Below are 24,694 nucleotides of genomic sequence, written 5' to 3'. Positions count from 1 at the left end.
TATTTTCGGAACGGTGAAACAATCGGGGCCCTGAGCCCCGACACGCGACATGAGGCAGGCATGAGTGAGGTCAAGGCGCAATACGAGGCCTATCCCTATCCCGAGCGCGACCCCCGCGACGAGAAAAAGCGGCTGATCAGCGGCTCGCCGTCGCATGTGCTTGAGATTGATCATTTCCTCTTTGGCGGTCAGCGGGATTGGTCAAAACCGCTTCGGGCGTTGGTGGCGGGCGGCGGCACCGGCGATGGGCTCATTCAACTGGCGCAGATGATGAAAACCGCCGGACGGCCGCTTGAGCTTACCTATGTTGACCTGTCCACCGCGTCGCGAAAGGTGGCCGAGGCGCGCGCCAGGGTGCGCGGGCTTGAGGGCATACGTTTTGTCACCGGCAGTTTGCTGGACGCGGCCGATCTGGGGCAGTTCGATTATATTGATTGCTGTGGCGTGTTGCATCATCTGCCCGAGCCGCAGGCGGGGTTCGAGGCGCTTTTGGCGGCGCTGGCGCCCGGCGGTGGCATGGGGTTCATGGTTTACGCGCCCTATGGGCGGTCCGGGGTTTACCCGCTGCAAGAGGCGTTTGGCGCGCTTTACGACGGGATGCCCCCCGAGGCACGTCTAAAGGCGGCCAGAAAGCTGGTGGCGGACCTGCCCGAGGGCCACCCGTTTCGCGCCAATATCAACCTTGGTGATCACAAGGACAGCGATGCGGGGTTTTATGATCTTCTGTTGCACAGTCAGGACCGCGCGTTTGATGTGACCGCTCTGGCCGGGGTGATGGGCGCGGCGGGCTGGCAGTTGAGCGGGTTTACCATACCGGCGCTATATGATCTTGGCCGGATCACGCCGGTGCCGGATCACCTTGGCGCGCTGGAGCAGATGGCGCTGGCCGAAAAGCTGCGCGGGACGATCAAGACCCATGTTGGTTATGCGATCCGCGCAAGCGAGGCACGCGCCCCCGCAAGCGGCAAGAATCGCGCGTTGGTGCCGCATCTCAAGGGGGTTGGCGCGGGTGATCTTGCGCGGGCCATTGCGCAGGGGCAAAAGCCCAGGCTTGGCTTTTCGGGGCTGGAAATACGTTTGAGCCTGCCCAAGGGCGCGGCGCCGCTGATAGGCTTGATCGACGGGCGCCGCAGCCTGGCCGAGATCGCGGCCCAGACCGGCACCGATCCGATTGGCATGGGCGCGCTTTGGGGGCGGATCGAGCGGGATCTGGGGGCCTGCGGGATGCTACTCTATTCCAACATTCTGCGCAAAGCCTAGGCGATGTGCGGGGGGTTCGTGATCACCTTGCCGAGGCGGCGCCATGGCACGGATCTTTGGCGCGCGCCAAAGGGTGTTGGGGTTCTTTCGCCTGCCCCCCTTTTCTAACGGGGTTTAAAAGTTATATAGGTTGGTCGAACCAAGCCGCGTCTTGAACACCCACCTGGTATAGCGACTGACATGATTGAAAATCTCATCAAAATGGCCGGACCGAACGAGGAGGATGGCGACCCGTCGGTCGTGGTGGAAACACGCCCCAAGACCAAGCGCCCGCCGCTATACAAGGTCATGCTGCTCAATGACGATTACACCCCGATGGAATTTGTTGTTGCCGTGCTTGAGCGGTTCTTTGGCATGACCCACGCCGAGGCGTTCGAGATCATGTTGACGGTTCACAAAAAGGGCCTCGCGGTGGTTGGCGTGTTCAGCCATGAAATCGCGGAAACCAAAGTGGCGCAGGTGATGGATTTCGCCCGCCGCCACCAGCATCCGCTGCAATGCACAATGGAAAAAGAATAATTGGCTGATCCTGTTCGCCTGACGCTGGCCCTGTCCGAGGGCAGTGTCGCCCTGCCCGAGGCCGGGCGTATCGCGGTATTCGCACCGCGCGTCGGGGCCGATCTGCGGGCCTTACCGCAAGACCGGGTCGAGGTGATCACCGGGTTTAAACCGGATGCCGATTATTTCGGCGGGCTTGGCTATACCTGCGTTGTGGCGCCCGAGGGGCGCTATGGCGCGGCGATCATCTATTTGCCGCGTGCCAAGATGCTGGCGCGGGCGCTGGTGGCCGAGGCCGCAGCGGTCACGGATGGGCCGGTCATCCTGGACGGGGCCAAGACCGATGGCATCGAATCGATGCTCAGGGAATGCCGCCGCCGGGTTGACGTCAGCGCGCCGATGTCCAAGGCGCATGGCAAGATTTTCAGCTTTCCGGCCGGGCCGGAATTCGCCGATTGGGCGGCAGGCACGCCAGAGCCCGTCGAGGGCGGTTTCGTCACCGCGCCGGGGGTGTTTTCGGCGGATGGCATTGATCCCGCCTCGCGCTTTCTGGGCGATCACCTGCCGGTCAAGATGGGCGCGCATGTGGTCGATCTTGGCGGTGGCTGGGGATACCTCACGGCGCGCGCGCTTGAGCGCGAGAGCATTGTGCAGCTTGATCTTGTCGAGGCCGATCATGCGGCTTTGACCTGTGCGCGCCAGAACATCGGCGATTCTCGGGTTCGGTTTCACTGGGATGACGCCACCCGCTGGCAACCCGAGAGCGCCGTTGACACGGTGATCATGAACCCGCCGTTTCACAAGGGGCGTGCCGCAGAGCCCGACCTTGGGCGCGCCTTCATCCGCGCGGCGGCGGGGATGCTGAAACCGGGCGGGCAGCTTTGGCTGGTGGCGAACCGGCATCTGCCCTATGAGGCGGCTCTGGCGCAAAGTTTTGCTCAGGTCGAAGAGGTGGCGGGCGATACCCGCTTCAAGGTGTTGCGCGCGGCGCGCCCGTCTCGCAAGGCGCGGTGACTTCGCTTAGGCTGCGCAGGACAGAATCAGCTTGAAAGGCGCATTCCATGTCATTTTCCATCTCGGGTAAAACCGCCATCGTGACCGGTGGGGCCAATGGTATCGGCCTGGCCATCGGGCGGCATTTTGCCGACAAGGGCGCGAATGTGATGTTCGCCGACATGGACGAAGAGCGTCTGATCAAAGAACTTGGCGAGAATGATGAGGGCCGCAATATCCGCTATTTCGCTGGTGATTTGCGTGAAAAGCTGGCGCAGGCCAATCTTTTGTCGGCCACGATAGATGCCTTCGAGGGGGTCGATATCCTTGTGAATGCCTGTCGTCAGGTGGTGCCCTCGGATGCCCTTAACCCTGACGATGATGCGGTCGAGATGTTGTTGCAGCAAAACCTGCTGACCGCGTTGCGGATGAGCCAGCAGGTTGCCAACCGGATGATCAAACAGGCCGAGGGGTCGCGTGAAGGCGTGGCGGGGACAATCGTGAACCTGTCGTCGATCGCCGCGCGGCGGACCCATCCAGACCTTATGGCCTATTCGATTTCCTCGGCGGCGCTCGATCAGATGACCCGAAGCCTTGCCGTGGCGCTTGCGCCGCATCGCATTCGGGTGAACGCGGTGGCATTTGGTTCGGTGATGAGTGCATCGCTCAAGGATACCCTGCGCGAACACAGCGATTACAGATCCGATATCGAATGCCATACGCCGCTTGGGCGGATCGCCTCGCCTGCCGAACTGGCCGAAGCGGTGCAATATCTCGCCTGTGAAGGATCGGCCTTCATGACCGGTCAGATCATGACGGTGGATGGCGGGCGCACGCTGCTTGATCCGGTGACCGCACCTGCGCATTGACAGGATATGACCGGCGTGGCTTGCCCGCCCTAACAGGCGGGCGCGACAGAACAGTGAAGAGGTCAGGATGAGCGAAGAGTTTATCACGGAGAAAAAGAGCGCCGCCGCATGGTTTCGCGACTTGCGCGATCAGATCGTTGCGGCCTTTGAAGGGCTGGAGGACAGCCACGCCACAGGGCCGATGGCCGATGCCGCCCCGGCGCGGTTCGATGTGAGCGAAACCCGCCGCGCGAGCGATGACGGATCCGATGCAGGCGGCGGATTGATGAGCGTGATGCGCGGTGGCCGCGTGTTCGAAAAGGTCGGTGTCAACGTTTCCGAGGTCTATGGCACCCTTGGCGAGGCCGCACAAAAGGCGATGGCCGCGCGCGGTGTGCCGGGCATGGACAGCGATCCGCGGTTCTGGGCGTCGGGCATCAGCCTTGTGGCGCATATGCAAAACCCGCATTGCCCCGCCGTTCACATGAACACGCGGATGTTCTGGACCCCCTCGGCCTGGTGGTTCGGCGGCGGGTCGGACCTTAACCCCTGCATCGAATACGACGAGGATACCGCCCATTTTCACGCAACCCAGAAGGCGTACCTTGATCCGCATGGGGCCGATTTATATCCGCGTCTCAAGGACTGGGCGGATGAGTATTTCTATATCCCGCATCGCCACCGGGCGCGCGGTGTCGGCGGCATTTTCATGGATGATCGCAACACCGGCGATTGGAACGCCGATTTTGCCCTGACGCAGGATATTGGCCGGGCGTTTTTGCCTGCCTTCATTCCGCTGATCGAAAAACGCCGCGTGCAACCCTGGGACGAGGCCGACAAGGATGCGCAGCTTATTCATCGTGGGCTATATGCGGAATATAACCTTGTCTATGACCGTGGCACCAAGTTTGGCCTTGCCACCGGACATGATGCCAATGCGGTTCTGATGAGTCTGCCGCCTTTGGCGAAATGGCTTTGAGCGGGTAAAACGGGGGACGCTGTCCCCCCACCCCCCCTGGGATATTTAGAGCCAGAAGAAACTGCGCTCAGTCTTTTTGCCGATCTGGCAGCTTTTTGGCCCCGCGATCGGCCATCGGCCCGGTGCCATCTTTCCAGCGGCGGTGAATCCAGAACCACTGATCCATGCGGTCGCGCACCTGACGCTCTAACCGGCGGTTGACCTCTTGGGTCATGGTGACCGGATTACTCGGTGGTATCGGCTCTTCAACCAGAATTTCAAAATCAAGCCCGTTTTCCGAGCGTATGCCCCATATGGGCACCAGCGGCGCGTTGAATTTCAGGGCCAGTCCGGCCGTGGCGAGGGACGAGAGCGCCGGTTTGCCGAAGAAATCGAGCGGCACGCCGTCATGGGCGTTGAGATCGGTGAGAATGGCCAGAACCCCGCCGCCGCGCAGGTGCTTGACCATTTGCACCTTGCCGCGCCGCCCCTGTTTGAACATCGGTTGGCTCAGCGCCCCCATCGCCGCAGTGTAGCGGGTGTTGAACCATGTGTTTTTCATTGGGCGGTAAAACACGCCCATTTCGAACCCCTGTTCGATCAGGGCGATGCGGGCGGCGTTGAAGCTTCCGAAATGGCCGGTGACAAAGATGATCGGCTGGCCTTTGGCCCGGGCCGTGCGGATCATGGCAAGGCCGGGACCATAGACCCGTGATTTTCGTGCGCGGGCGATAAACTCTGGGGTGGAAAAAAGCTCTGCCATGTTGCGCCCGGCAGTGTCGGGTACCGCACGCATCAGCCGCCGCACGTCTGCTTCGGCAAGCGCGGGCAGGACATGCGCAAGGTTGTCACGCACACGTTTGTCATAGCCTGCGATCGGTGCGACCATGCGCGCGGTCAGCCAGCCCATGACGGGAATGCGCAGGTGGTACGGCAGAAGTTTTGTCAGCGCGATGGGCGCGTACATGGCTAAGCCGCCAGCGGTATCGGTGATGCGGTCGAGGGTGTCGCTCATGCCGGGGCGCCTTGATGTTGCGGGTCCTGCGTATACCCCTGCGCCCCAAGCATAAGCCGGTCAGGGGGTGCGCGCCAGACCTGTACCGATCATCGCATCGCGGGTGACAAGGTCGGCCAATTCAGCCTCGGTCATCTTGTCGGTGCCAGCCGGGCGGGCGGGAAGCACGATATAGCGCATATCGGCGGTACTGTCGTGTACGCGAATGCGAGTGCTTTCGGGCAGATCAACGCCAAACTCACGCAACACGGCGCGCGGTTCGCGGACGGCGCGGCTTCGGTATTCGCGGGTTTTGTACCAATCGGGTGGCAGGCCCAAAAGATTGCGCGGATAGCAAGAGCACAACGTGCAGACGATAAGGTTATGAACGCTGTCGGTGTTTTCCACTGCAATCAGGTTGAGCGGCCCGATATCGAACCCCATCTCGCGACTGGCCGCGCCGGCATCGGCCAAAAGCCGCGTCTTGAACGCCGGATCGCTCCAGGCGCGGGCAACGACGGCGGCACCATTGGCAGGGCTGCGGGCATCCATCACCTCGATCTGGGCAGTGATTTCCGCCGGGCTAACCCTGGCCTTTTCGATCAAAAGCTCGCGCACCGCAATTTCCATGCGCTGCCAATAGGTGAGCGGTTCATCATTGTCGGCGCGGTAGGGGTGACCAGAAGGGCTTAGGCCGTGGTCGTGATCATGCGCATGGTCGGGATGGTCATGGGGCATCGCTCAGAGCCTTTCGAGCCAGTGTTCGTAAATTTCGGCATCAAGCGTATCGTTGGGGTTTTCCGCCGTTTCACCCCAAAGCTCAGCCATGCGAAAGCGCACCCGGTAAAGCGGCTTTTTTTCGGCGGACAGGCCATAGGCCAGTTGCTCGGGGTTGTGAAAGGCACCAAGCGGGCGCTCGATGACACCCTCCTTGCCGCGCAGATAGACGGGCGCACGCACATGGCCCGGCGGCATCATCGCCCTGACACGCACCCGCTCAGCCATTTTGCGCCTCGCCATATGTCGGTCCGCGCGCGGCGATCTCTTCCATCCGGGTGCCAAGCTCTTCCAGGGTGTAAATCCCGGCCTCGATAAGGTTCTGATTTACCGCCGCGATCCAGCGTTCGTAATAGCTGTGCTTTTCAAAGGCGTCCTCACCCATGTCCTCAAGCGCGCGGCGCAACCCGTCCACGGTGAAGAGCCCCTTGGAGCCGCACAAAACCATCAGCGCATCGACGCGCTTTTCCCAGAGGGCAAAATCATGCCCCTCCATCGGAACAGGCCCTGCGTCCTGTCCGCCCATATCATGCCAGCGGCGTCCATCTGTATCACTCATGGGATGGATCGTAGAGGCCATGTGCGCGCCTGTCCAGCGTGTTTGATCTGATCTAATCCTCCTCCTCATCGCTGTCCTCATCCGCCACCACGAGGGAAATTTCGCCCCCGGCTTCCAGGGTGCGAATGGCGTTGACCACCGCTATCATCGCCTCTTCTCCGTCACGCCCTTTTACGCGGCCAAGCTCTTGCATTTCTTCGCGGATCGCTTCGGCCATGCGCTTGCTCATATTCTCCAGAATGAAATCGGCGACAGCCGCCAGATCCCCTGCCGAGGCCGCCGCAAGCGCCGTCACCAGAACCGGCTGATCAACCTCGCGCATCACACGTGGGATATCGACGGCTTTGACCCTCTCGGGGATATGGACAAAGGTAAAGATGGCGCGCCGCACAAGGGTGGCAAAATCCTGATCGGTCTCATCGAGCCCGACCAGCACATCGTCGCGCGTGGCCGCAGGCGACGAATTCAAGATCGCGCCAACCCGCTCGACCGCGCCCTGATCAAAGGCGGTTTCGGGGGCATCATGCAACTGTGCCGCAAGCGCCAGCCCGATTCGATCCACCGCCGCCGGGCTGACCGATCCGGTTTGCGACACCGCATAGGTAATCCGGCGCGCCTTGTCGCCCGGCAGCTTGCCAAGCAATTCGGCGGCGCGGGCCACATCCAGTTTCGACAATATCACCGCCGCCACCTCGGCGCTTTCACTTTCGATCATCGGAATCAATGCTTTCAACTCGGCCTGCCGGATCAATTCCCACGGGTCGCCGTATTGGCGCACGCCGGCCTCCTTGCGCAGCCTCGCGGCGGTCTGCGGACTGATTCTCCCATCAAGGGCCGTCAGAGCCCCGGCCATGCCGCGCGGAAAGGTAAGGCCCATGCCTTCCAGTTCCTGTGCAAACTCGGCCACAACATCGGCCAGGGTCGATCGGTCAACATAGCGCATCGACCCCAATTGCGTCGTAAGCTGCGCCTGCAAAGCTTCCGGCAAATCGGTCAAGGGCACATCCGCGCCTTCGTTCAATAAAAACCGTACGATAATCGCGGCCTTCTGACGGCGCGACAGATGGGCGCTTGCACCTGCCTGCGGTGACACGGATATGCGCGCCAATGGTGTGGAATTGCTCATGCCGCCCCCTTATCCAAAGCCTTTCCGGATCATAGGGCGGCAAGAGTGAAGAAATATCTAAGCGTCCAAGGTTTTTGCAGGCCTGTTTCTTCTGGCCCTAAATATCCCCGCGCGGAGCGCATCCCGGACCACCCAAAGGCGCGCGGGCAAACAGAAAACGCTGCCGTTTCTCCATGCGCCAATCCTGAAAACAGCGCGCGCGTCAGCGCGCACCGCTTTTTCAAACGGATCAGACGCGGGGTTACCGCTTGCGGTCGCGGCGGCTGCTCATCGGTTGAAAGGCAACGCCGACATGGGCTTCGCAATAGGGCTTTCCCGCTTGCACCGGCAGGCCGCAGAACCAGAAATCCGGCGTTGCAGGGTCGCCCACCGGCCACTTGCAGGTCCGCTCGGTCAGCTCCATCAAGCTCAGGCGCTTGGCCTTCTTTTCGACTTCGCTCACCTTGGCAAGGGCCGCAGGGTCGATCTCATTGGCCGAGGGTTGTGGCGGCAGGGGCTGACCTGCGGGAATAATCGCCTTGATCCGGCTCACCGGCGCGGGCGCAGGGGCTGCTTCGGCGACGGTTTCGGGTTTCGGCGCGGGCTTTGGCGCCGGTTTCGGGGCGGCGGGTTTGGCCTTGGCCTCGGGCGCGGCTTTCGCCTTGGCGTCAGAGGCGGCACTTGCGGTGGTGGCGGCTGCCCCACCCGACCCGTTGCGGTTCGACAGGCCCAGACGATGTACCTTGCCGATCACCGCATTTCGGGTCACGCCGCCTAGCTCTTTTGCGATCTGGCTGGCCGACTGACCCTCCCCCCACATCTTTTTCAACACTTCAACGCGTTCGTCGTTCCAGGACATCGGGGCTTCCTCATGTCAAAAGGCGGCCCGGGTCAATGGCCCGCCGCCTTGCAAATTCGATCAAGGGCCTATTCTAATCACTGGCGGCTGAGTTACAAGGCATCGAATCGATCCGCAGGCCGTCAATTTCGGCCTGTGCAGGCCGAAAGCGGGGTCGCCCCGGAAGGATCGGCCGCACGCGCCGCCAGAAATGAGGAGACCGAGATGACGCAGGCACGCGACCAGAACCACCCAGCAGAGCCTTTGACAATGGGCACACGGCGCTTTGGCCGGGTCAACTGGCTTGGGCTGGCAACATTGGCCGAACGCGAGGTGCGCCGCTTTCTGGCGGTCTGGACCCAGACCTTGCTGGCGCCGCTGGTCACCGCCGGTCTGTTCCTGCTGATCTTCAGCATCGCCATCGGCCCGCGCCGGGGCGATGTGATGGGGGTAAGCTTTACCACCTTCATCGCGCCGGGCATCCTGATGATGACCGTCATTCAGAACGCGTTTGCCAATGCCTCATCCTCGATCGTGATTTCCAAGGTGCAGGGCAATATCGTCGACACCCTGATGCCACCGCTGAGCGGCGGCGAACTTGTGCTGGGCTATCTTGCGGGCGGCACCGGGCGGGGCCTGTTGGTGGCCTTTGCCATAGGGCTTGGCCTGCTGGTGTTTCTTGGCATCGGGGTCGAGCATCCACTCTGGGCCCTGGCCTTTGTCTTTCTTGGCGCGGCCTTCATGAGCGGCGTGGGCATTATTGCGGGCATCTACGCGGACAAGTTCGATCAGATGGCGGCGATCACCAATTTCATCGTCACGCCGCTCGCGTTCCTGTCGGGTACATTCTACTCGGTCGATGCCTTGCCGCCGGTGCTTAACACCGTCACCCATTTCAACCCGATCTTCTATCTGATCGACGGCGCGCGTTATGGGGTGATCGGCGTTTCTGACAGCTCACCTGTGCTTGGCCTTGCCGTTGGCGTCGCATCCACGTTGGCGGTCTGCCTTGTGGCCTGGCGGATGCTGGCGACCGGCTATCGCCTCAAGGCCTGAGCCTAGCGACAGATCTGTTCGGCACGCTTTGCATAGGCCGCATAGGAACGCCAGAATCGCTCGTCGCCCGGGCGATCCGATTGGCGGACTTCCTGGGCCGAGTGCGGATCGCGATAAAATTTCACCGCACGGCGCTGCTGCGAGCCGGTCAGCGTGTCATTCGCCACCGCCTGAATACAGCCACAGAGCGCGCGCGAGCGGGCCTTGCGGTCTGATTGCTCACAGGCCGTGCTGATTGGACCAAAGGCCATAGGCGCGACGCGCGGCACGCTGCGGGTGTCGCCCTTGAATCCGTTTGCGCCGCCGCAGCCCGTCAACAAGAGGATCATGCCAAGGGTTGGAAGTCGTGTCATCGCCTGTGCCTCTTGTCTGCCCGTGGCCCTGATGGCCTTTGAGTCTTTGAAAGGGATCAATGCCGCATCGGGCGGGGTTTTTCAATTCACAACATGACCGCAGTCTGCGACAGATGTATCATTCGACCGTTCAACCTAGCCCATGCAACAAAGAAGTGCCTGCCCGATGGATTTCAACCTCTCGACTGTTTTCTTTCTGTTTTTTCTGGTGATGATCCTGCAACCGATCCTGACCGGGCGGGTGTTCGCGCTGCGCCGGGCGCAGGCGATCCGCACAATCGAGCGCAAGCGGGGATCGCGGGTGATCACCATGATTCACCGACAGGAAAGGCGAAGCCTGTTCGGCTTCAGCATGTCCAGCCAGATCGGGCTTGAGGATGCGCAAAGCATCATCTCTGCGATCAAGGCCACCCCGGACGAGACACCGATTGATATTGTGCTGCACACGCCCGGTGGGCTTGTGATCGCCTCGATGCAAATCGCCCGCGCGATTGAGGCGCATCCCGCCAAGGTCACGGTTTTCGTGCCGATCTATGCGATGTCGGGCGGCACGCTGATGGCTCTGGCCGCCGATGAAATCGTGATGGGCGAGTTTTCGATGCTGGGCCCGATTGACCCACAGATCATGGGGATTTCCGCCGCCTCGATCATCGCCGCGCGCGATGCCAAGCCGATTGAACACGTCTCGGATGTCGCCCTTGTGCTGGCCGATGTGAGCGACAAGGCCACCGCCCAGGTGAAACGCGGCGCAGTCGAGATCATGACCCCACGCATGGAGCGCAACAAGGCCGAGGCTCTGGCCGACACGCTGACCTCTGGCCAATGGACCCATGATTATGCGCTGACCCCGACCGAAGCCACTGATCTCGGCCTGCCGATCACTGTTGGCCTGCCGCAAAGCGTGCTTGATCTGATGACGCTTTACCCCTCGCCGGTCAAACAGTCTGCGGTGGAATTCCTGCCGTTTGATCCGCCGGGGCGGCGGATGGGCTAGGGCGGGGGGGCAAAATGCGTAGGGTGGGTGAAACCCACGCTCTTGCCCTTGGCCGCCTTGACGGGCGTGGGTTTCACCCACCCTACGAAACCACATCAGATCGCTATGGTCCGCTTTAAGGTTGAAACCGGATCACTTCGCGGCCTTGCGCCGTGGTGCTGCGATAGACGATCTGGGCGGGCAGGCGTAGGCTCAGGGCCTTGCTTGCATGCTGCGCTGTCCAGGGGGCTCCGGTGTCGAGACAGGTTGCATCCACGCCGGTATAATCCGCGCGCGCCCGCACGCGGCGCAATCCGCTCAGATCCTTCAACACGGTCTTGCCGCCTTGCCGGGCGCTGCTCCGGCGCAGGATTTCGTGGCCCAGCGGCGCAGTCCTGTCCACCTGTCCCGGAAGGTCAGACCATACCCCACAGAGATGCGCGTTCCCGTTCACCGAGACCATTTCGGCGGCCAGGCGAACCCCTCCACCAGAGCTATAGCGCCCCTCGGCCACAGTCGGCCCCGGCGCAAGGCGCAGAAGGTGGCTGTTGCGCGTCAGGAACGGCACCAGTTCGAGCCCCTGGCCCATGGCTCCTGCGCCGGTCTGGCGAAAGGTAATGTTGCGATCGCTGCCGCCGCCAGCGCTATGGCTGATCTGCTGGCGCGGCAAGAAGACCTCGGGGACACGCCCCGCGCGCCATGGCAGGTCGGTCAGCACACAGCGCGCGGGCGCGCCAGCATAATCCAGTCGCGGCGCGGTTTGTGGCATGAAGCCAAGATCCTGGTAGATCCGCTGCCCTTTGACATAGACGCTGGCGAGCTGCACGATGTTGCGGGCGGTGCCCGAGGTATAGCTCGACTGGCGTTCACTTTGCGCCCATGTGCCGCAAAGCGCGGTGCGGCCGTCCTTGGGCCGCAACTCGGCGGCGATGGTGAGGCCGCCGCCCGAAGAATAGCTGCCATGGCTGAGCGTGACCCGGTCGCTCAGGGTGTTCTGGGCCTGCGCCGCACCGGCAAGGCCAAGGATCAGAGATAAAGCAAACGGGCGTAGCATGGCGGGTCTCCGGGGCTGTATGGGCATAGCCTAACAGGCCCCGGAGCAAGGCTCAATTCACGGCTGCGCGCAGTGGCATGGGATTGCCATCAGACGGCCACCTGCAAAAGCTGATCTTCAATCATCCGGTCGGCAATCGGCGCGGGGCTGAGGCCCTCGCCTTTGGCACGGTTCAGGATCTGCGTCATGGTGGCTTGCATCGCGTCAAGGCGTTCGGCGACCCAAGGCCCGCTGTCGGTGATCCGCAGGATCTCGGCTGCGACATTGATGATCCCGCCGCCATTGGCCACGTAATCGGGCAGATAGAGAATGCCGCGCGCATGCAGGGCATCGCCGTCCTCGGGCATCGCAAGCTGATTATTGGCGGCGCCGACCACGAGGCGCGCGCGAATCTCGGGAATGGTGCGGGCGTTCAGAATGCCACCAACCGCGCAGGGGGCGAAAATATCAGCCTCGGTGGCGTGTATCTGTTCAGGAGCCACGGCGCATGCCCCGAACTCGCTGACGGCGTTGGCCACGCGCCCCGCATTCATGTCCGCCACGCTCAGGTGCGCGCCAGCCTCGTGCAAAAGCCGACACAAATGCCAGCCGACATGGCCAAGCCCCTGAACCGCCACATGGCGACTGCGCAAATCATCGCTGCCAAACACCTCTGCGGCACCGGCGCGCATGGCGTTGAACACGCCCTTTGCTGTGATCGGCGAGGGATCGCCGCTGGCGTGCTGACCGTGATCAAGACCGGCGACAAAGCGCGTCTCGCGGGCAATTTCCGCCATATCGTCGGGCGCCATGCCCATATCCTCGGCAGTCCAGTAACGGCCCTGCAAGGCCTCGATCGCCCGGCCCATGGCGCGCAGCAATGCGGGGGTCTTGTCGCGGGCCGGATCGCCCATGATCACCGCCTTGCCACCGCCCAAGGGCAGGCCCGCAGCGGCATTCTTGTAACTCATCCCGCGCGACAGATTGAGAACATCGTCAATCGCCGCAGCGTCCCCGTCATAGACCCGCATCCGCAGGCCCCCCGCCGCCGGCCCAAGCCGGGTGGAATGCAGCGCGATAAACCCGCGCAGGCCGGTTTCAGGATCGTCGACCCGGTACAGTTCTTCGTGGCTTGTTGACGCAAGGCGTGTGAGCATGGTGGTATCCTCCTGCGATATAACGTAAGGGCTGGCCTGCGCGAAAAAACAGCAAAATCAGGTCACATCTGGGTGACCTTTAGGTGAAACCCCTAACGAGAGCCGAGGTTTTAGGGAAATGGACAAGATTGACCGCCAGATCATCGCCGCCCTGCAACGCGATGGACGACTCAAACTGGCCGATCTGTCGGCGCAGGTGGGGCTTTCGACGACACCATTGGCCCGGCGTATTGCCCGGCTTGAATCCTCTGGGATGATCACCGGTTATGCAGCGCGCGTCGATCAGGACAAGCTTGGCCTGCCGCTCAACGTGTTTATCTTTGTCGAGCTGGAGAATCACACCCGCGACGCCATTTCCAAGTTCGAAACCTGGTTGCGCCGCTTTGATGAGGTGATGGAATGCTATCTGATGACCGGCACGCGGGATGTTCTTATCCGGGTGGTGGCCGCCGACCTTGCCGGGTTTGACCGGTTTCTGGAGGATGGCTTGATGCAGACGCCGGGAATCCGATCAATGCGGTCAAGTTTTGCCTTGCGCACGATGATCCGCCGCGATGCCTTGCCCGAGGTCTGAGATCATGGCGCAGACATTTGATATCGTGGTCATCGGCGCGGGCCCGGCCGGCGGGGCGGCAGCCTTTACGGCGGCAAGGGCGGGCTTGCGCGTGGCGCTGATTGATCGCAAGGCCTTTCCGCGCGACAAGCTCTGTGGCGGATTGGTCACCGGGCGCGCGCGCCGCCATTATGCCGAGATTTTCGGCCATGAGATGCCGTTTGGGCCCGAGGACCGCAAGACCACTGTCGATTTCCGGTTTCGCGGCGCGCCGATGGGCGTGATCAGCGATGCGCCCGCGCTTTGCGCGACAATGCGGCGCGATATGGATGCGATGATCTGCGCGCAGGCGCTTGGCACGGGGGCGGTAGATTTCACCGGGGTGAGCGTCGCCGAGATTGACGTGAAGGCCAAGGCCCTGACCCTCAAGGATGGGCGGCGGATCGGGTTTGACGTGCTGATCGGGGCCGATGGCGCCAATAGCCAGGTGGCCAAGGCGCTGTTCGGGCAGGCGTTTGATCGCGCCGAGGTCGGTTTTGGCCTTGAGATCGAGGCCGGGGGCGACCACGTGGACCCAAGCGCGCCCATTCGCATCGACCTTGCCGCGGCGAAATGGGGCTATGGCTGGTCTTTTCCCAAGCGCTGTTCGACCACCATCGGGGTGGGCGGATTGCTGGCGAAAAATCCGGATATGAAGGTTGCCATGGCCGAGTATTGCGCGCTCTTGGGGGTTGAGGCCGAGACCCGCAGCTTTAAGGGGCAGTTCCTGCCATTCGGCGATTTCCGCAAGGTGCCGGGGCAGGGGGCGGTATTGCTGGCAGGCGATGCGGCCGGGCTTGTCGACCCGATCACCGGCGAGGGCATCGGCTATGCGTTGCACAGCGGCCAGCTTGCGGCAGAGGCCGGGATCGAGGCGCTGAAGCGCGCGCGCCCTGAGACAGCACTGGCGCTCTATCGCCGTCACCTGCGCCCCATTCACCGCGCGCTGCGCATGGCGCGGATGATCCGGCCGGTGATCTTTTTACCCGCCATGGAGGCCGGATTTGCCCGCGCCTTTCGGCGATCCTCGACGCTTCGGATGCAATACCTGCGTCTGATGGCGGGCGAGGTAGAATATGGCGATATCCTTGCGCGGGTCATCCTGCGTTTGCCGCGTCTTACGGTGCTGGCGATCCGCGCCAGGTTTTGAGGGCAGCGTTGCGAGGCAAGGACAGGATGGGAGACGCTGTCCCCCAAACCGCGTTATAAATGGGGGAAGCTGTCCCCCAAACCCCCTGGGATTATGTGTTTGTCATTGCCCCTGATTCCTTGTGTGGGATGGTGAGGGCGGTCGGTTTTCCGGGTGGCCATCCGGTGAGCTGGTGGCGGGCGGGCGCCCCCTAGGAAGACCTGAAGCTGGTGGCTTTACGGTCGTAAAATATCTCGCCACTCGCCGCGCCATATGTCCGGCCATCCGAACGGTAGAAGGGCCTTCGCGGCCGCACATAATCAAGGATCAGGATACTAACATGAGCATTTCAACTCAATACGCGCCAAAGCGCATCATTGCATTCGAAGTTTCCAAAGCCAGTCTGACGGTGCATTTGATGCCGGAAGATCAGAAAATAGTGATCGCCAACACCCCAAAAACGATCAACAAGCTGCTTCGAAAATTCGACAATCAGGAAACACCCTTCGCCATTTGCGAAGCCTCGGGTGGCTACGAGCGGCATGTCCTGGCCTGCTGCGCTGCCGCCAACTTGCCGGTGCATCGCGCGCATGGCACCAGGACGCGCAATTTCGCGCGGTTTCCGGGCCTGGTATCGAAGACAGATTCCATCGACGCGCGGATGCTGGCTCTGTTCGCGCAGAAGTCGGATGGGCTGCCTCTCTGGGAGCCAACCGATCCGCAAGCTGAAGAACTCCGAGCTTTGCGCCGCCGTCGCGATGATCTGGCGAAGATCACGCGGATTGAGCAGAACCGGCTTGAACATGCGGCAGTCAAAACGGTGCGTCTTTCGCTGCAACGGCATGTCCGGTCCATGACGTGAGAGATGACAGGGCTGGACAAACAGATCGCGGAGCTGGTTGCCGCCACCCCCGCATTCAAACGCAAGGCCGAGCTGATGCAATCTATCAAGGGGATCGGTCCCAAGACAGCATCGGCCTGTCTGGCCTACCTGCCGGAACTTGGGTCGTTAACCAAAGGCGAGGCCGCAGCGATTGTTGGGCTGTCCCCATATGCAAAGGATTCTGGCACCTATCAGGGTCGTCGCCATGTCGCAGGCGGTCGAAAGGATGTGCGAGCCAGTCTTTACATGGCAGCACTGTCGGCTCTACGCAGCAACCCGGCGATCCGTGACTTAGCCGCCAAACTGAAAGCGCGCGGAAAGCCGTCAAAGGTGATCCTCACCGCCATCATGCGCAAGCTCATCGTGATCATGAACGCGGTTCTCAAGGAAGGGCGGGCGTCAAATCGCTACGGCGCAGCATAAATCAACCGCCGCCATTCGCTGCGGGCTCGATGAACTGGTAAGATGCGGACAATGCTGACCTTGGGTTTTTCTTCTTCGCTGACGCAGCATCGCTTTGCAAACGCGGCGAGATCGTCGCTGCGTCGCAGCTCAAATCGCGGAAGCGGTCATTTAAGTTGGCACAATGAAGTCAAATCCAAACCGTACTTCGCTAGCGCGGTTTTAATGGTATCGATAGACAGGACGAAGCGGACCTATGCAATCGCAGCTATTGCTTACGCAGCATCCGCCCGCGCCGAGCGGTTGAAGCTGCAGTACCGCTTGCGATGCCAGACAGGTCATTCAATGCGATGGAAAGGCTTCACGGCAGAAAGTTAACATCACTGCCGAAAAACGCCACGCTCTGTTTCTCGGGTACTTACGCTCTTCAGGATCGCACACTTTGCAGAATACTGGTCGCCAAAAATACGAGTGCTGCGACGCAGACGATGGATGGTCCCGCTGGCGTGTCGAGCGCATAGGCTGCGTGCAAGCCGATCACAGCAGACGCACTTCCGATACCCGCCGCGGTGAAGGCCATCTGCTCAGGTGTGCGCGATAGAGGGCGGGCGGCGGCTGCGGGAATGATCAGCATGGCGGCGATCAGCAACACGCCCACCACCTTGATTGCTACAGCCACAGTGATGGCGAGCGATAATGTCAGGATCAATTGTTCGCGCTTCGGGTCGATCCCGCTGGCATAGGCAAGTTCCGCGCTGATGGTGGAGGTGAGCAGCGCAGACCAGCGCCAGCCGATCAATCCGACGACGAGCGCCGCACCGCCCCAAATCACGGCCAGATCGCCGCGTGACACGGCCAGGATATCTCCGAAGAGGTAGGCCATGAGGTCAATACGAATGCCGGACAGGAAAGAGACTGCGACCAGCCCGAAGGCCAGCGCGGAATGCGCCAGCACGCCCAGAAGCGTGTCCATTGCATAGCCCCGCCCGGTCAGCAACGTGACGGTCAGCGCCATCGCCAACGCAACGGCCACCGCACCAGCAAAGACGGATATCTGAAGCGCCAGTGACAAGGCCACCCCAAGAATGGCGGCATGGGCTGTGGCGTCGCCGAAATAGGCCATACGCCGCCAGACCACGAAACTGCCCAAGGGGGCCGCCGCAAGGGCCACGCCGACACCTGCCAGCGCAGCGCGTGTCATGAAATCATCCAGCATTATTCGGCCGCCTCAGTCTCTTTGTCCTGCGGCGCATGGTTGTGCGTGCAGGTTTCATCATGTGTATGGTTATGCTCGTGCCGATACAGGGCCAGCGCGCCCCCGGTACCTGTGCCGAAAAGCGCGCGGTATTCCGGCGCGGCAGAGACGATTTCGGGCGCGCCTTCGCAACAGACGTGACCATTGAGGCAGATCACCCGGTCCGAAGCGGCCATAACCACATGCAATTCGTGGCTGATCATCAGGATGGCGCATCCGGTTTTTTGACGAACCTCCTCGATCTGAAGGTAGAAGGCGGCGGAACCGGGCTGGTCCAGCCCTTGTGTCGCCTCGTCCAGCAATAGCAGGTCCGGCTCGTTGATGAGCGCGCGCGCCAGAAGCACCCGTTGGAACTGCCCCCCCGACAATGCGGACATCTGGCGGTGGGACAGGCCAGGCACACCAGCCTTTTCTAACGCAGTCGCGCAGGCCGCGCGCGTGGTGCCGCCAGGAAGGCGGAGAAACCGTTCTACCGTGATTGGCAGGGTCGGATCAATGTGAAGCTTCTGCGGGACATAACCGATACGCAGCCCGGATTTGCGCGTGATCAGCCCTGATTGCGGTCGTTCCGCGCCGATGAGCAATTTCAAAAGTGTGGTCTTGCCGGATCCGTTCGGCCCGACGATGGTCACGATCTCGCCCGGCTCTACCGCCAGGGACACGTCACGCAAAACCATGTTCGCGCCATAGCTGACACTGATATTCTCCGCCGCGATCAGGCTCATGCGTCAGCCTTATCCACACAAACGGGACAGATGCCTTCAGCCTCGACAACGGTCCGCTCTATCTTGAAACCTGTGGCGCGCGCCGCCTCTCCAAGGGCTCCGCGCGCTGGCGAAGATTGTGCCTCGGCCACCGAATCGCAAAGTCGGCAGATCATGAACGCAGGGGAGTGCTTGGCCCCAGGGTGGGCGCAGGCGATAAAGGCATTAAGGCGTTCGATCTTGTGCGCAAAACCGTTGGCGACGAGGAATTCAAGTGCCCGGTAAGCCACGGGCGGTTGCGAGCCGAACCCTGCATCGCGCAACCTGTCGAGCATTTCATAGGCCCCAAGGGCGCGATGCTCTTGCAAGAGGATTTCCAGTGCCTTGCGGCGGACCGGTGTGAAACGCAGACCTTCCGCCAAACAATGCGCTTCGGCGGCTGAAAGACCCGCAGTCATGCAGGACCCATGATCGTGTTTTTCGAACCCGATCGGATCGCTGGGCACAGGTTTTCCTGCTTGGGCAGCACTTGTCATGTTATCTCATTTCCTATACCCAAAATGTAACGTTATATAATCACATGGAGTAAGATATGTCCAGAAACCTCATTCCCTTGTCTGTTGCCGCAACCCTGCTTGGCGGTACAGCTATGGCCGATGTACCAAGCGTGGCTGCAGATATCGCCCCTGTGCATTCGCTCGTGGCGCGCGTGATGCAGGGGGTGGGCGAGCCATCCTTGATCGTGGCGCCTGGGGCAAGCCCGCACGAATATAGCCTTCGCCCATCAGAGGCGGCCGCGTTGCAGGAGGCCGATCTGGTGTTCTGGATCGGCCCCGACCTGACGCCCTGGATGGCAGATGCGATCGACACATTGACCAGCGACGCGAACGTTACGGAACTGCTAGAGGTTGACGGCGCAACGGTGCTTCCGTTCCGGGAAAATGCCTTGTTTGAAGCACATGCTCATGACGATCATGCGGATGGCGATGATCATGACGACCACGACGATCATGACCATGAAGAACACGCTGACGGCGATGACCATGATGAGCATGACCACGAGGAACATGCCGAAGAAGCGGGGCATGATGATCACGACCACGAAGACCATGCCGAAGCTGACGGGCATGAAGGGCACGACCATGGCGAGCACGACTCACACGCCTGGTTGTCGCCTGACAATGGCGCAGTCTGGCTGAATGCCATTGCGGCACAACTTTCCGCTGCTGACCCGGACAATGCGGGCGCTTACTTCGCCAATGCAGCCGCAGGCCGTGAGGAGCTGGCCACGCTGAGTGCCGAAATCAACGCAATCCTCGATCCGGTGAGGGACCGCAACTTTATTGTCTTCCATGACGCCTATCAGTATTTTGAGACAGCGTTCGATTTTCCCGCCTCGGGCGCGATTTCTGTGTCCGACGCCTCCGACCCCAGCCCGGCCCGTATTGCCGAGATTCAGGCACGAGTGGCAGAACAGGGTGTGACTTGTGTTTTGTCGGAGCCACAATTCAGTCCGGGCATCGTGGCCGCGGTGATGGAAGGCTCTGAAGCAAACACCGGGGTTCTCGATCCCTTGGGCTCTGACCTGGAACCGGGGCAGGACCTTTATGGCAACGTCCTGCGTAGCCTTGCCACGGCGCTTGCCGACTGTCTCTAGACGCTTTGACCGCGTGCCGCCGAGTTTCTTTTGTGGCACGCGGACGGCCATTTGTTCTGTGTTGTGAGGCCTGGCCGGGCCAAGCCGCGATTGGCGGCCCTAGGCGCTGATCGCGGCAAGATCGGCCTCGGTGATCGCCGCGACCGGCACATGGATCACAAACCCGCGCCGGACCATATCGAGACCAAGGATCGTGATCTGGGTCGCTGGACCCGGACAAGCGGGGTCATCACAGGGAACCTCGGCAACTGAAACAAGCGCATGGTTTCCAAGGGGCATCCGTTCGCGAACCATGCGTTTGACGCGCTGGACGTGCCACAGCATCGCTGCCCTGTCGCGCATACCCGCAGCGAGGCTCACAGTAGCGTTGGATTGGGCGCATCGCCATAGACGGCGACTGGATCAAACGTTTTCGCGCTTTCCGTGAACATCAACGGGTCTCCCGCGTTTTCTACGGTTGGGATCGCTCTGTAGAAACATGACCGATAGCCGACATGGCAGGACGCACCCGCGCCCCCAATCTCGACCCGAAGCCAGATCGCGTCCTGGTCATCGTCGATCCGCGCCTCTACCACATTTTGGACAAGACCCGAGGTGGCTCCCTTGCGCCACATCACTTGTCGTGAGCGGCTGAAGTAATGCGCTTCGCCGGTTTCCAGCGTTCGGCGCAGCGCTTCGGCGTTCATCCAGCCCAGCATCAGAACCTCGTGGCTGGTTGCATCGGTGGTGACGCAGGGAACGAGCCCGTCCACACCGAATTTCGGTGCAAGCATGCATCCCTCTTCGACCTGTTCGAGCGATTGGCGCGGGTGAAAAGAGATGCTCGACATGATTTGATCCTCTTGCGGAATATTATGATATAACGTAACAAACATAAATTGCTGATCGGATCAAGATCGAACAGAGGGGACGTCTTTATGGAGCGCGAAGATGACAGGGTGCCTGTTACCTTGCTGACCGGTTTTTTAGGTGCTGGCAAGACGACTCTCTTGAACCATTTGATCCGCGATCCGGACGCGGGGCGCATTGCCGTTGTGATGAACGAATTCGGGGATGTCGGTCTTGATCATGACCTGATCGAGGAGGCGACCGAGGAAACCGTGCTCATGCAGTCGGGTTGCCTGTGCTGCTCGATCCGCGGCGATCTGGCGAAAACGATGGCATCGCTCATGGCGCGTCGCAAGCGCGGGGAGTTGGCGTTTGATCGTGTCGTGATCGAGACCACCGGGATCGCGGATCCGGGGCCGATCCATCATACCCTGATCGTCGATGACCTGATCGCGCCCCATTACCGGATGGACGGGATCGTGACGCTGGCCGATGCCGCAAACGGCCCGCGCACGCTTGATGCGCAATTCGAGGCGGTGAACCAAGTGGCCATGGCTGATTTGCTGGTCATCACAAAAACCGATCTTGTCTCAACCTCGCAGCTTGATCGCCTCACGGACCGACTGCACGGTATCAATAGCACGGCGCGGGTCGTGCTTGGTGATCAGGGGCGGATCGCCCCTGGTAGCCTTTTCAACCTTACGGCCATGCGCGAGGGCGTGACATCAGATGAGCTTTCGGATTGGCTTGGTGTGTCCAGTTCCAAGCCTGACCCATTGGCGGGCCTTTCAGGCCTGGCCCCCAAAACGCCTGCGGCTCAACCCATGGCCAGCCTTGGAGCCCATGCGCATCACGACAGCCGCATCGGCTCTGCCTCCATCGAAGTGGCCGAGCCAATCCCGGCTGACGTCTTTGACTTCTGGCTTGATACGCTGATCGCACTCAAGGGTCCGGATATATTGAGAATAAAGGGTATCGTTCACGTAGAGGGCATCGACTGGCCCTTCGTGTTTCACGGTGTACAACATATTTTCGACGCCCCTGTGCCGCTGAAATCCTGGTCTGGCAAAGACACGACAAGCCGCGTCGTGGTCATTGCGCGCGATATCGACAAAAGCCACCTGAGGGGCAGTCTGGAGACGTTGCGGATGCGACCGCAAGAAACGCGCGCCGACGGTAGTCTTGTGCACACCACAGAGATGCCATTCTGACTCATGCAGCGTGCATTCAACTCCATGATCCGCCCAATGCTCTGGCTGCTCCCGCCCAGTACCAGTGCCCATTTGGCCCGAGCCAGGCTGGTCAAGTCGCTGGGGGCGCAGTCATGATTGCGCATAGGGACTTAGAGAAATGCGGGTTCTGCGAACCGAATTCGATGTTCCCACCTACCCAAAACCATTGATGAATGAGGTCCCCATGAAAGATACAGACTCCCGCCTTCCCGTAACTGTCCTGTCCGGCTTCCTTGGGGCTGGCAAGACCACGCTTCTCAATCGCGTTCTCAACAACAGGGACGGACGGCGGGTCGCAGTGATCGTCAACGACATGTCTGAGGTGAACATCGATGCGGATCTGGTCCGCGCTGACACCGAACTAAGTCGCAGGGACGAAACACTGGTGGAGATGTCGAACGGCTGCATCTGCTGCACCCTGCGCGATGACCTGCTTGATGAGGTGCGCAAGCTGGCTGGCGAGGGGCGGTTTGACTATCTGTTGATCGAATCCACCGGGATCTCCGAGCCGCTGCCCGTCGCCGCCACCTTCGATTTCCGCGATGAATTCGGCGACAGCCTGTCGGATGTGGCCCGTCTCGATACGATGGTCACGGTGGTGGATGCCGTGAACCTTCTGAACGATTACGCCAGCCACGATTTCCTGCGCGACCGCGGCGAAACGATGGGCGAGGAAGACGAACGCACCCTTGTGCATCTGCTGACTGACCAGATCGAATTTGCCGATGTCGTGATCCTGAACAAAGTCGATGATGCAGGCCCCGATAAGGTCGACGCAGCGCGCAAGATTATCAGAAGCCTAAATGCGGATGCACAGGTCATCGAGACCAACCAGTCGCGCGTCGCGGCCGAAAAGATCCTCGACACAGGCCTCTTTGATTTCGATCAGGCCCATGAGCACCCGATGTGGGCAAAGGAACTCTACGGCTTTGCCGACCACGTGCCCGAGACCGAGGAATACGGCGTGGCCTCCTATGTGTATCGCGCCAAGGCCCCGTTTATCCCCGAGAAAATCCTCGCCGTACTGAACGGAGACATGCCCAGCGTTATCAGGGCCAAGGGGCATTTCTGGATCGCAACCCGACCCGAATGGGTGGCGGAATTTTCGCTTGCGGGATCGTTGTCGAGCGTCAAACCTATCGGGACCTGGTGGGCGAACGTACCCCGGGAACGGTGGCCCGAACATGTCACGGCATCCGATTACATCAAACAACACTGGGCGGAGCCTTGGGGCGACCGGCGGCAGGAACTGGTCTTTATCGGCGCGGGCATTGACTGGGCGGTTCTCAAGGCAAAACTGGATACCTGCGTGGTGCCCGCTGTCCTGGCGGCCGGACCGGACGCCTTGCCGCTAGACCTGCCCGATCCGTTCCCAGGTTGGCGCCATGTCGAGGACGCTGCATGAATTTGGTCAGAAGAACCGTCAAGGATGCGGCTATCGGGGTTGGCATGGCAGATGATCCAGCTGACCTGGGCACTTTCGTGCAGCCCGGATGTGCCGCTGCAATCTGGCGTCGGAAAATGCCCCCTGACGTGGAAGTCTGGTTGGATGGCATTGACAGCGAAGGTTTACCACGGGCGCGGGTTATCCTCCCGCTGCACGCCGTTGGTGAGGCCGTGCAGCACCTCTTTGATATGGCCAATCTGCCTGACGGGTCAGAACGTGACTGGCTTCAGCAGGACATTGTCGGGTTGGCCGACATGTTTTCGGACCTGATGAAGGCAAGGTTCTTGCGGCTTCGGTTGGACGTGGTAACCACCAATGCCTGCCGCAAGTTCCACGTCGACGCCATTACCGCGCGGCTTGTGTGCACCTATCGGGGCACCGGAACGCAATACGGGATATCGTCCGACGGGGCTGACCCGCAACGCTTCTTCACGGTTCAGACTGGCTCACCCATCCTGTTGCGCGGAACGCTTTGGCCCGCTGAGCCGTCCTCCGGTTTGCTGCATCGCTCACCGCCCATCGAAGGCACGGGCGAAACCCGGCTGGTCCTCGTGCTCGATCCCGTGACTGATCCGGAAGATGAAATATGAGCGGAAATCTTGGACAAAGCAGTCTGCGTCACAAACGTCGGTCTGGTGATCCCATGTCGGCCTATGATGGCTTGCCCGCCCCGCTGAGACAGTGGCTATCAGTCGCCGCCTTACCCTGGTCGCCTGCATCGGCGCGACGCTTGTGGTCGACATTGCGCTCCAAGGGCCTGACGCAAGAGGAAATACTTAAGTCGCTGAACAAGGCCGAGGTTAAAACACTTGCCCGAGATCGGCACTCGACACTCTTTGATTTCAATCTGCAGAACTGAAACGCTTATGAAGAGTTGCCATCGGTGCAGCCGCAACGAAGGTCGAGTTTTTCCGCGACCTGAAAGTTGATCACGTGAATTTCGCCGCGCGGAGCATTAGCGTCCATTTCCCCGCTGCCACGCAGCGTTCAAACTTGCGCAGATGCAAAGAAATTTGTGTCGCGAGCGCGCGCAGCGAGGAATTAAGACTTCTGCTGTGGGCTCTCTCGTTGAATCCGCCGCGCGAAAGACGAACGACTGCTCTGCTGAAATCGCATGGGCAAAAAGCGTTCCGATTTTTGGCGTTTACACGCTTTTTGCCCAT

General features: G+C 61.0%; 30 protein-coding genes. 16 read left to right on the top strand and 14 right to left on the bottom strand.

Features of this window, described 5'->3' with window-relative positions; all coding sequences use genetic code 11:
• Positions 1-60: 60 nt before the first annotated feature.
• From BMZ91_RS13325 to hemF, 5 genes are all read left to right on the top strand, one after another.
• A complete protein-coding gene (locus tag BMZ91_RS13325) occupies positions 61-1,260 on the top strand; it encodes a class I SAM-dependent methyltransferase (protein ID WP_092839725.1) in 1,200 nt (399 codons plus the stop codon).
• A gap of 180 nt (positions 1,261-1,440) precedes the next feature.
• On the top strand, positions 1,441-1,779 hold the full coding sequence (gene clpS / locus BMZ91_RS13320) for an ATP-dependent Clp protease adapter ClpS (RefSeq protein ID WP_092839722.1): 339 nt from the start codon (positions 1,441-1,443) through the stop codon (positions 1,777-1,779).
• Positions 1,780-2,772, top strand: a complete 993-nt coding sequence (locus BMZ91_RS13315) for a class I SAM-dependent methyltransferase (protein WP_092839719.1) — start codon at positions 1,780-1,782, stop codon at positions 2,770-2,772. It begins immediately after the preceding gene.
• Positions 2,773-2,819: 47 nt separating this feature from the next.
• Positions 2,820-3,620, top strand: coding sequence for an SDR family NAD(P)-dependent oxidoreductase (locus BMZ91_RS13310; RefSeq protein ID WP_092839716.1), 801 nt, complete (start codon positions 2,820-2,822; stop codon positions 3,618-3,620).
• 67 nt (positions 3,621-3,687) lie between these two features.
• Positions 3,688-4,578, top strand: a complete 891-nt coding sequence (hemF, locus tag BMZ91_RS13305) for an oxygen-dependent coproporphyrinogen oxidase (RefSeq protein ID WP_092839713.1) — start codon at positions 3,688-3,690, stop codon at positions 4,576-4,578.
• A gap of 67 nt (positions 4,579-4,645) precedes the next feature.
• Here hemF and BMZ91_RS13300 read toward each other — a convergent pair whose 3' ends face one another.
• From BMZ91_RS13300 to BMZ91_RS13275, 6 genes are all read right to left on the bottom strand, one after another.
• Positions 4,646-5,572, bottom strand: coding sequence for a lysophospholipid acyltransferase family protein (locus tag BMZ91_RS13300; RefSeq protein WP_092839710.1), 927 nt, complete (start codon positions 5,570-5,572; stop codon positions 4,646-4,648).
• 60 nt (positions 5,573-5,632) lie between these two features.
• The gene (gene nthA, locus BMZ91_RS13295; protein ID WP_092839707.1) at positions 5,633-6,289 is read right to left on the bottom strand and encodes a nitrile hydratase subunit alpha; all 657 of its coding nucleotides are present in this window, start codon (positions 6,287-6,289) and stop codon (positions 5,633-5,635) included.
• A gap of 3 nt (positions 6,290-6,292) precedes the next feature.
• On the bottom strand, positions 6,293-6,556 hold the full coding sequence (locus BMZ91_RS22020; RefSeq protein ID WP_342741952.1) for an SH3-like domain-containing protein: 264 nt from the start codon (positions 6,554-6,556) through the stop codon (positions 6,293-6,295).
• Complete coding sequence (locus BMZ91_RS22015) at positions 6,549-6,887, bottom strand: ScnB-like protein (protein ID WP_342741950.1); 339 nt, start codon at positions 6,885-6,887, stop codon at positions 6,549-6,551. Before BMZ91_RS22015 ends, BMZ91_RS22020 begins: the two co-directional genes overlap by 8 nt.
• A gap of 52 nt (positions 6,888-6,939) precedes the next feature.
• Positions 6,940-8,013: a flagellar motor switch protein FliG gene (locus BMZ91_RS13280; RefSeq protein WP_092839701.1), complete on the bottom strand. Its 1,074-nt coding sequence runs from the start codon at positions 8,011-8,013 to the stop codon at positions 6,940-6,942.
• A gap of 241 nt (positions 8,014-8,254) precedes the next feature.
• Positions 8,255-8,851 carry a GcrA family cell cycle regulator gene (locus BMZ91_RS13275; RefSeq protein WP_092839698.1) on the bottom strand — a complete coding sequence of 199 codons (597 nt, stop codon included), beginning with the start codon at positions 8,849-8,851 and terminating at the stop codon, positions 8,255-8,257.
• 204 nt (positions 8,852-9,055) lie between these two features.
• Between BMZ91_RS13275 and BMZ91_RS13270 the strand changes: the two genes are divergently transcribed.
• Entirely contained in the window at positions 9,056-9,886 is an 831-nt protein-coding gene (locus BMZ91_RS13270; RefSeq protein ID WP_425441576.1) for an ABC transporter permease, read from the top strand.
• A gap of 2 nt (positions 9,887-9,888) precedes the next feature.
• On the opposite strand, the gene BMZ91_RS13265 is transcribed toward BMZ91_RS13270, so the two are convergent.
• Positions 9,889-10,239 carry a hypothetical protein gene (locus BMZ91_RS13265; protein WP_092839824.1) on the bottom strand — a complete coding sequence of 117 codons (351 nt, stop codon included), beginning with the start codon at positions 10,237-10,239 and terminating at the stop codon, positions 9,889-9,891.
• A 166-nt stretch (positions 10,240-10,405) separates the two neighbouring features.
• On the opposite strand from BMZ91_RS13265, the gene BMZ91_RS13260 reads away from it, so the two are divergent.
• A complete protein-coding gene (locus BMZ91_RS13260) occupies positions 10,406-11,233 on the top strand; it encodes an SDH family Clp fold serine proteinase (protein ID WP_092839695.1) in 828 nt (275 codons plus the stop codon).
• Between the two features lie 115 nt (positions 11,234-11,348).
• Here the strand turns inward: BMZ91_RS13260 and BMZ91_RS13255 are convergent, their stop codons facing one another.
• On the bottom strand, positions 11,349-12,266 hold the full coding sequence (locus BMZ91_RS13255) for an orotidine 5-phosphate decarboxylase (RefSeq protein ID WP_092839691.1): 918 nt from the start codon (positions 12,264-12,266) through the stop codon (positions 11,349-11,351).
• Positions 12,267-12,355: 89 nt separating this feature from the next.
• Positions 12,356-13,402 (bottom strand): Leu/Phe/Val dehydrogenase, encoded by a 1,047-nt coding sequence (locus tag BMZ91_RS13250; protein ID WP_092839688.1) that lies wholly within the window; start codon positions 13,400-13,402, stop codon positions 12,356-12,358.
• A 118-nt stretch (positions 13,403-13,520) separates the two neighbouring features.
• On the opposite strand from BMZ91_RS13250, the gene BMZ91_RS13245 reads away from it, so the two are divergent.
• From BMZ91_RS13245 to BMZ91_RS13230, 4 genes are all read left to right on the top strand, one after another.
• Positions 13,521-13,976, top strand: a complete 456-nt coding sequence (locus BMZ91_RS13245; protein WP_092839685.1) for an Lrp/AsnC family transcriptional regulator — start codon at positions 13,521-13,523, stop codon at positions 13,974-13,976.
• 4 nt (positions 13,977-13,980) lie between these two features.
• A complete protein-coding gene (locus BMZ91_RS13240; protein WP_092839682.1) occupies positions 13,981-15,144 on the top strand; it encodes an NAD(P)/FAD-dependent oxidoreductase in 1,164 nt (387 codons plus the stop codon).
• Between the two features lie 319 nt (positions 15,145-15,463).
• Entirely contained in the window at positions 15,464-15,985 is a 522-nt protein-coding gene (locus tag BMZ91_RS13235) for an IS110 family transposase (RefSeq protein ID WP_092839679.1), read from the top strand.
• A gap of 3 nt (positions 15,986-15,988) precedes the next feature.
• Entirely contained in the window at positions 15,989-16,429 is a 441-nt protein-coding gene (locus BMZ91_RS13230) for a transposase (RefSeq protein ID WP_092839676.1), read from the top strand.
• A 406-nt stretch (positions 16,430-16,835) separates the two neighbouring features.
• On the opposite strand, the gene BMZ91_RS13225 is transcribed toward BMZ91_RS13230, so the two are convergent.
• The 3 genes from BMZ91_RS13225 to BMZ91_RS13215 are packed head-to-tail and all read right to left on the bottom strand — an operon-like array spanning position 16,836 to position 18,903.
• Positions 16,836-17,624, bottom strand: coding sequence for a metal ABC transporter permease (locus BMZ91_RS13225; protein ID WP_092839673.1), 789 nt, complete (start codon positions 17,622-17,624; stop codon positions 16,836-16,838).
• On the bottom strand, positions 17,624-18,388 hold the full coding sequence (locus BMZ91_RS13220) for an ATP-binding cassette domain-containing protein (RefSeq protein ID WP_092839670.1): 765 nt from the start codon (positions 18,386-18,388) through the stop codon (positions 17,624-17,626). The genes BMZ91_RS13225 and BMZ91_RS13220 overlap by 1 nt, the downstream gene beginning before the upstream one ends.
• The gene (locus BMZ91_RS13215) at positions 18,385-18,903 is read right to left on the bottom strand and encodes a helix-turn-helix domain-containing protein (protein WP_092839667.1); all 519 of its coding nucleotides are present in this window, start codon (positions 18,901-18,903) and stop codon (positions 18,385-18,387) included. Before BMZ91_RS13215 ends, BMZ91_RS13220 begins: the two co-directional genes overlap by 4 nt.
• Before the next feature lie 56 nt (positions 18,904-18,959).
• Here BMZ91_RS13215 and BMZ91_RS13210 point away from each other — a divergent pair, with 56 nt between their 5' ends.
• Positions 18,960-20,024, top strand: coding sequence for a zinc ABC transporter substrate-binding protein (locus BMZ91_RS13210; protein ID WP_092839664.1), 1,065 nt, complete (start codon positions 18,960-18,962; stop codon positions 20,022-20,024).
• A 99-nt stretch (positions 20,025-20,123) separates the two neighbouring features.
• Here the strand turns inward: BMZ91_RS13210 and BMZ91_RS13205 are convergent, their stop codons facing one another.
• Entirely contained in the window at positions 20,124-20,348 is a 225-nt protein-coding gene (locus BMZ91_RS13205; RefSeq protein ID WP_092839661.1) for a hypothetical protein, read from the bottom strand.
• 32 nt (positions 20,349-20,380) lie between these two features.
• Positions 20,381-20,854 carry a phosphoribosyl-AMP cyclohydrolase gene (gene hisI / locus BMZ91_RS13200; RefSeq protein WP_092839821.1) on the bottom strand — a complete coding sequence of 158 codons (474 nt, stop codon included), beginning with the start codon at positions 20,852-20,854 and terminating at the stop codon, positions 20,381-20,383.
• Positions 20,855-20,941: 87 nt separating this feature from the next.
• On the opposite strand from hisI, the gene BMZ91_RS13195 reads away from it, so the two are divergent.
• The 4 genes from BMZ91_RS13195 to BMZ91_RS13180 all read left to right on the top strand — a co-directional run bounded on the left by BMZ91_RS13195 (position 20,942) and on the right by BMZ91_RS13180 (position 24,390).
• Entirely contained in the window at positions 20,942-22,063 is a 1,122-nt protein-coding gene (locus BMZ91_RS13195; RefSeq protein ID WP_092839657.1) for a CobW family GTP-binding protein, read from the top strand.
• Between the two features lie 205 nt (positions 22,064-22,268).
• Complete coding sequence (locus BMZ91_RS13190) at positions 22,269-23,489, top strand: GTP-binding protein (protein WP_092839818.1); 1,221 nt, start codon at positions 22,269-22,271, stop codon at positions 23,487-23,489.
• Positions 23,486-24,121 (top strand): DUF1826 domain-containing protein, encoded by a 636-nt coding sequence (locus tag BMZ91_RS13185; RefSeq protein WP_092839654.1) that lies wholly within the window; start codon positions 23,486-23,488, stop codon positions 24,119-24,121. Before BMZ91_RS13190 ends, BMZ91_RS13185 begins: the two co-directional genes overlap by 4 nt.
• Positions 24,118-24,390 carry a DUF6525 family protein gene (locus BMZ91_RS13180; protein ID WP_092839651.1) on the top strand — a complete coding sequence of 91 codons (273 nt, stop codon included), beginning with the start codon at positions 24,118-24,120 and terminating at the stop codon, positions 24,388-24,390. The genes BMZ91_RS13185 and BMZ91_RS13180 overlap by 4 nt, the downstream gene beginning before the upstream one ends.
• Positions 24,391-24,694: the final 304 nt, after the last annotated feature.

Source organism: Roseovarius lutimaris, assembly GCF_900115165.1.
GTDB lineage: Bacteria > Pseudomonadota > Alphaproteobacteria > Rhodobacterales > Rhodobacteraceae > Roseovarius > Roseovarius lutimaris.
The sequence above is the reverse complement of the archived record's forward strand: the minus strand, read 5'-3'. Positions and strand labels throughout refer to the sequence as shown.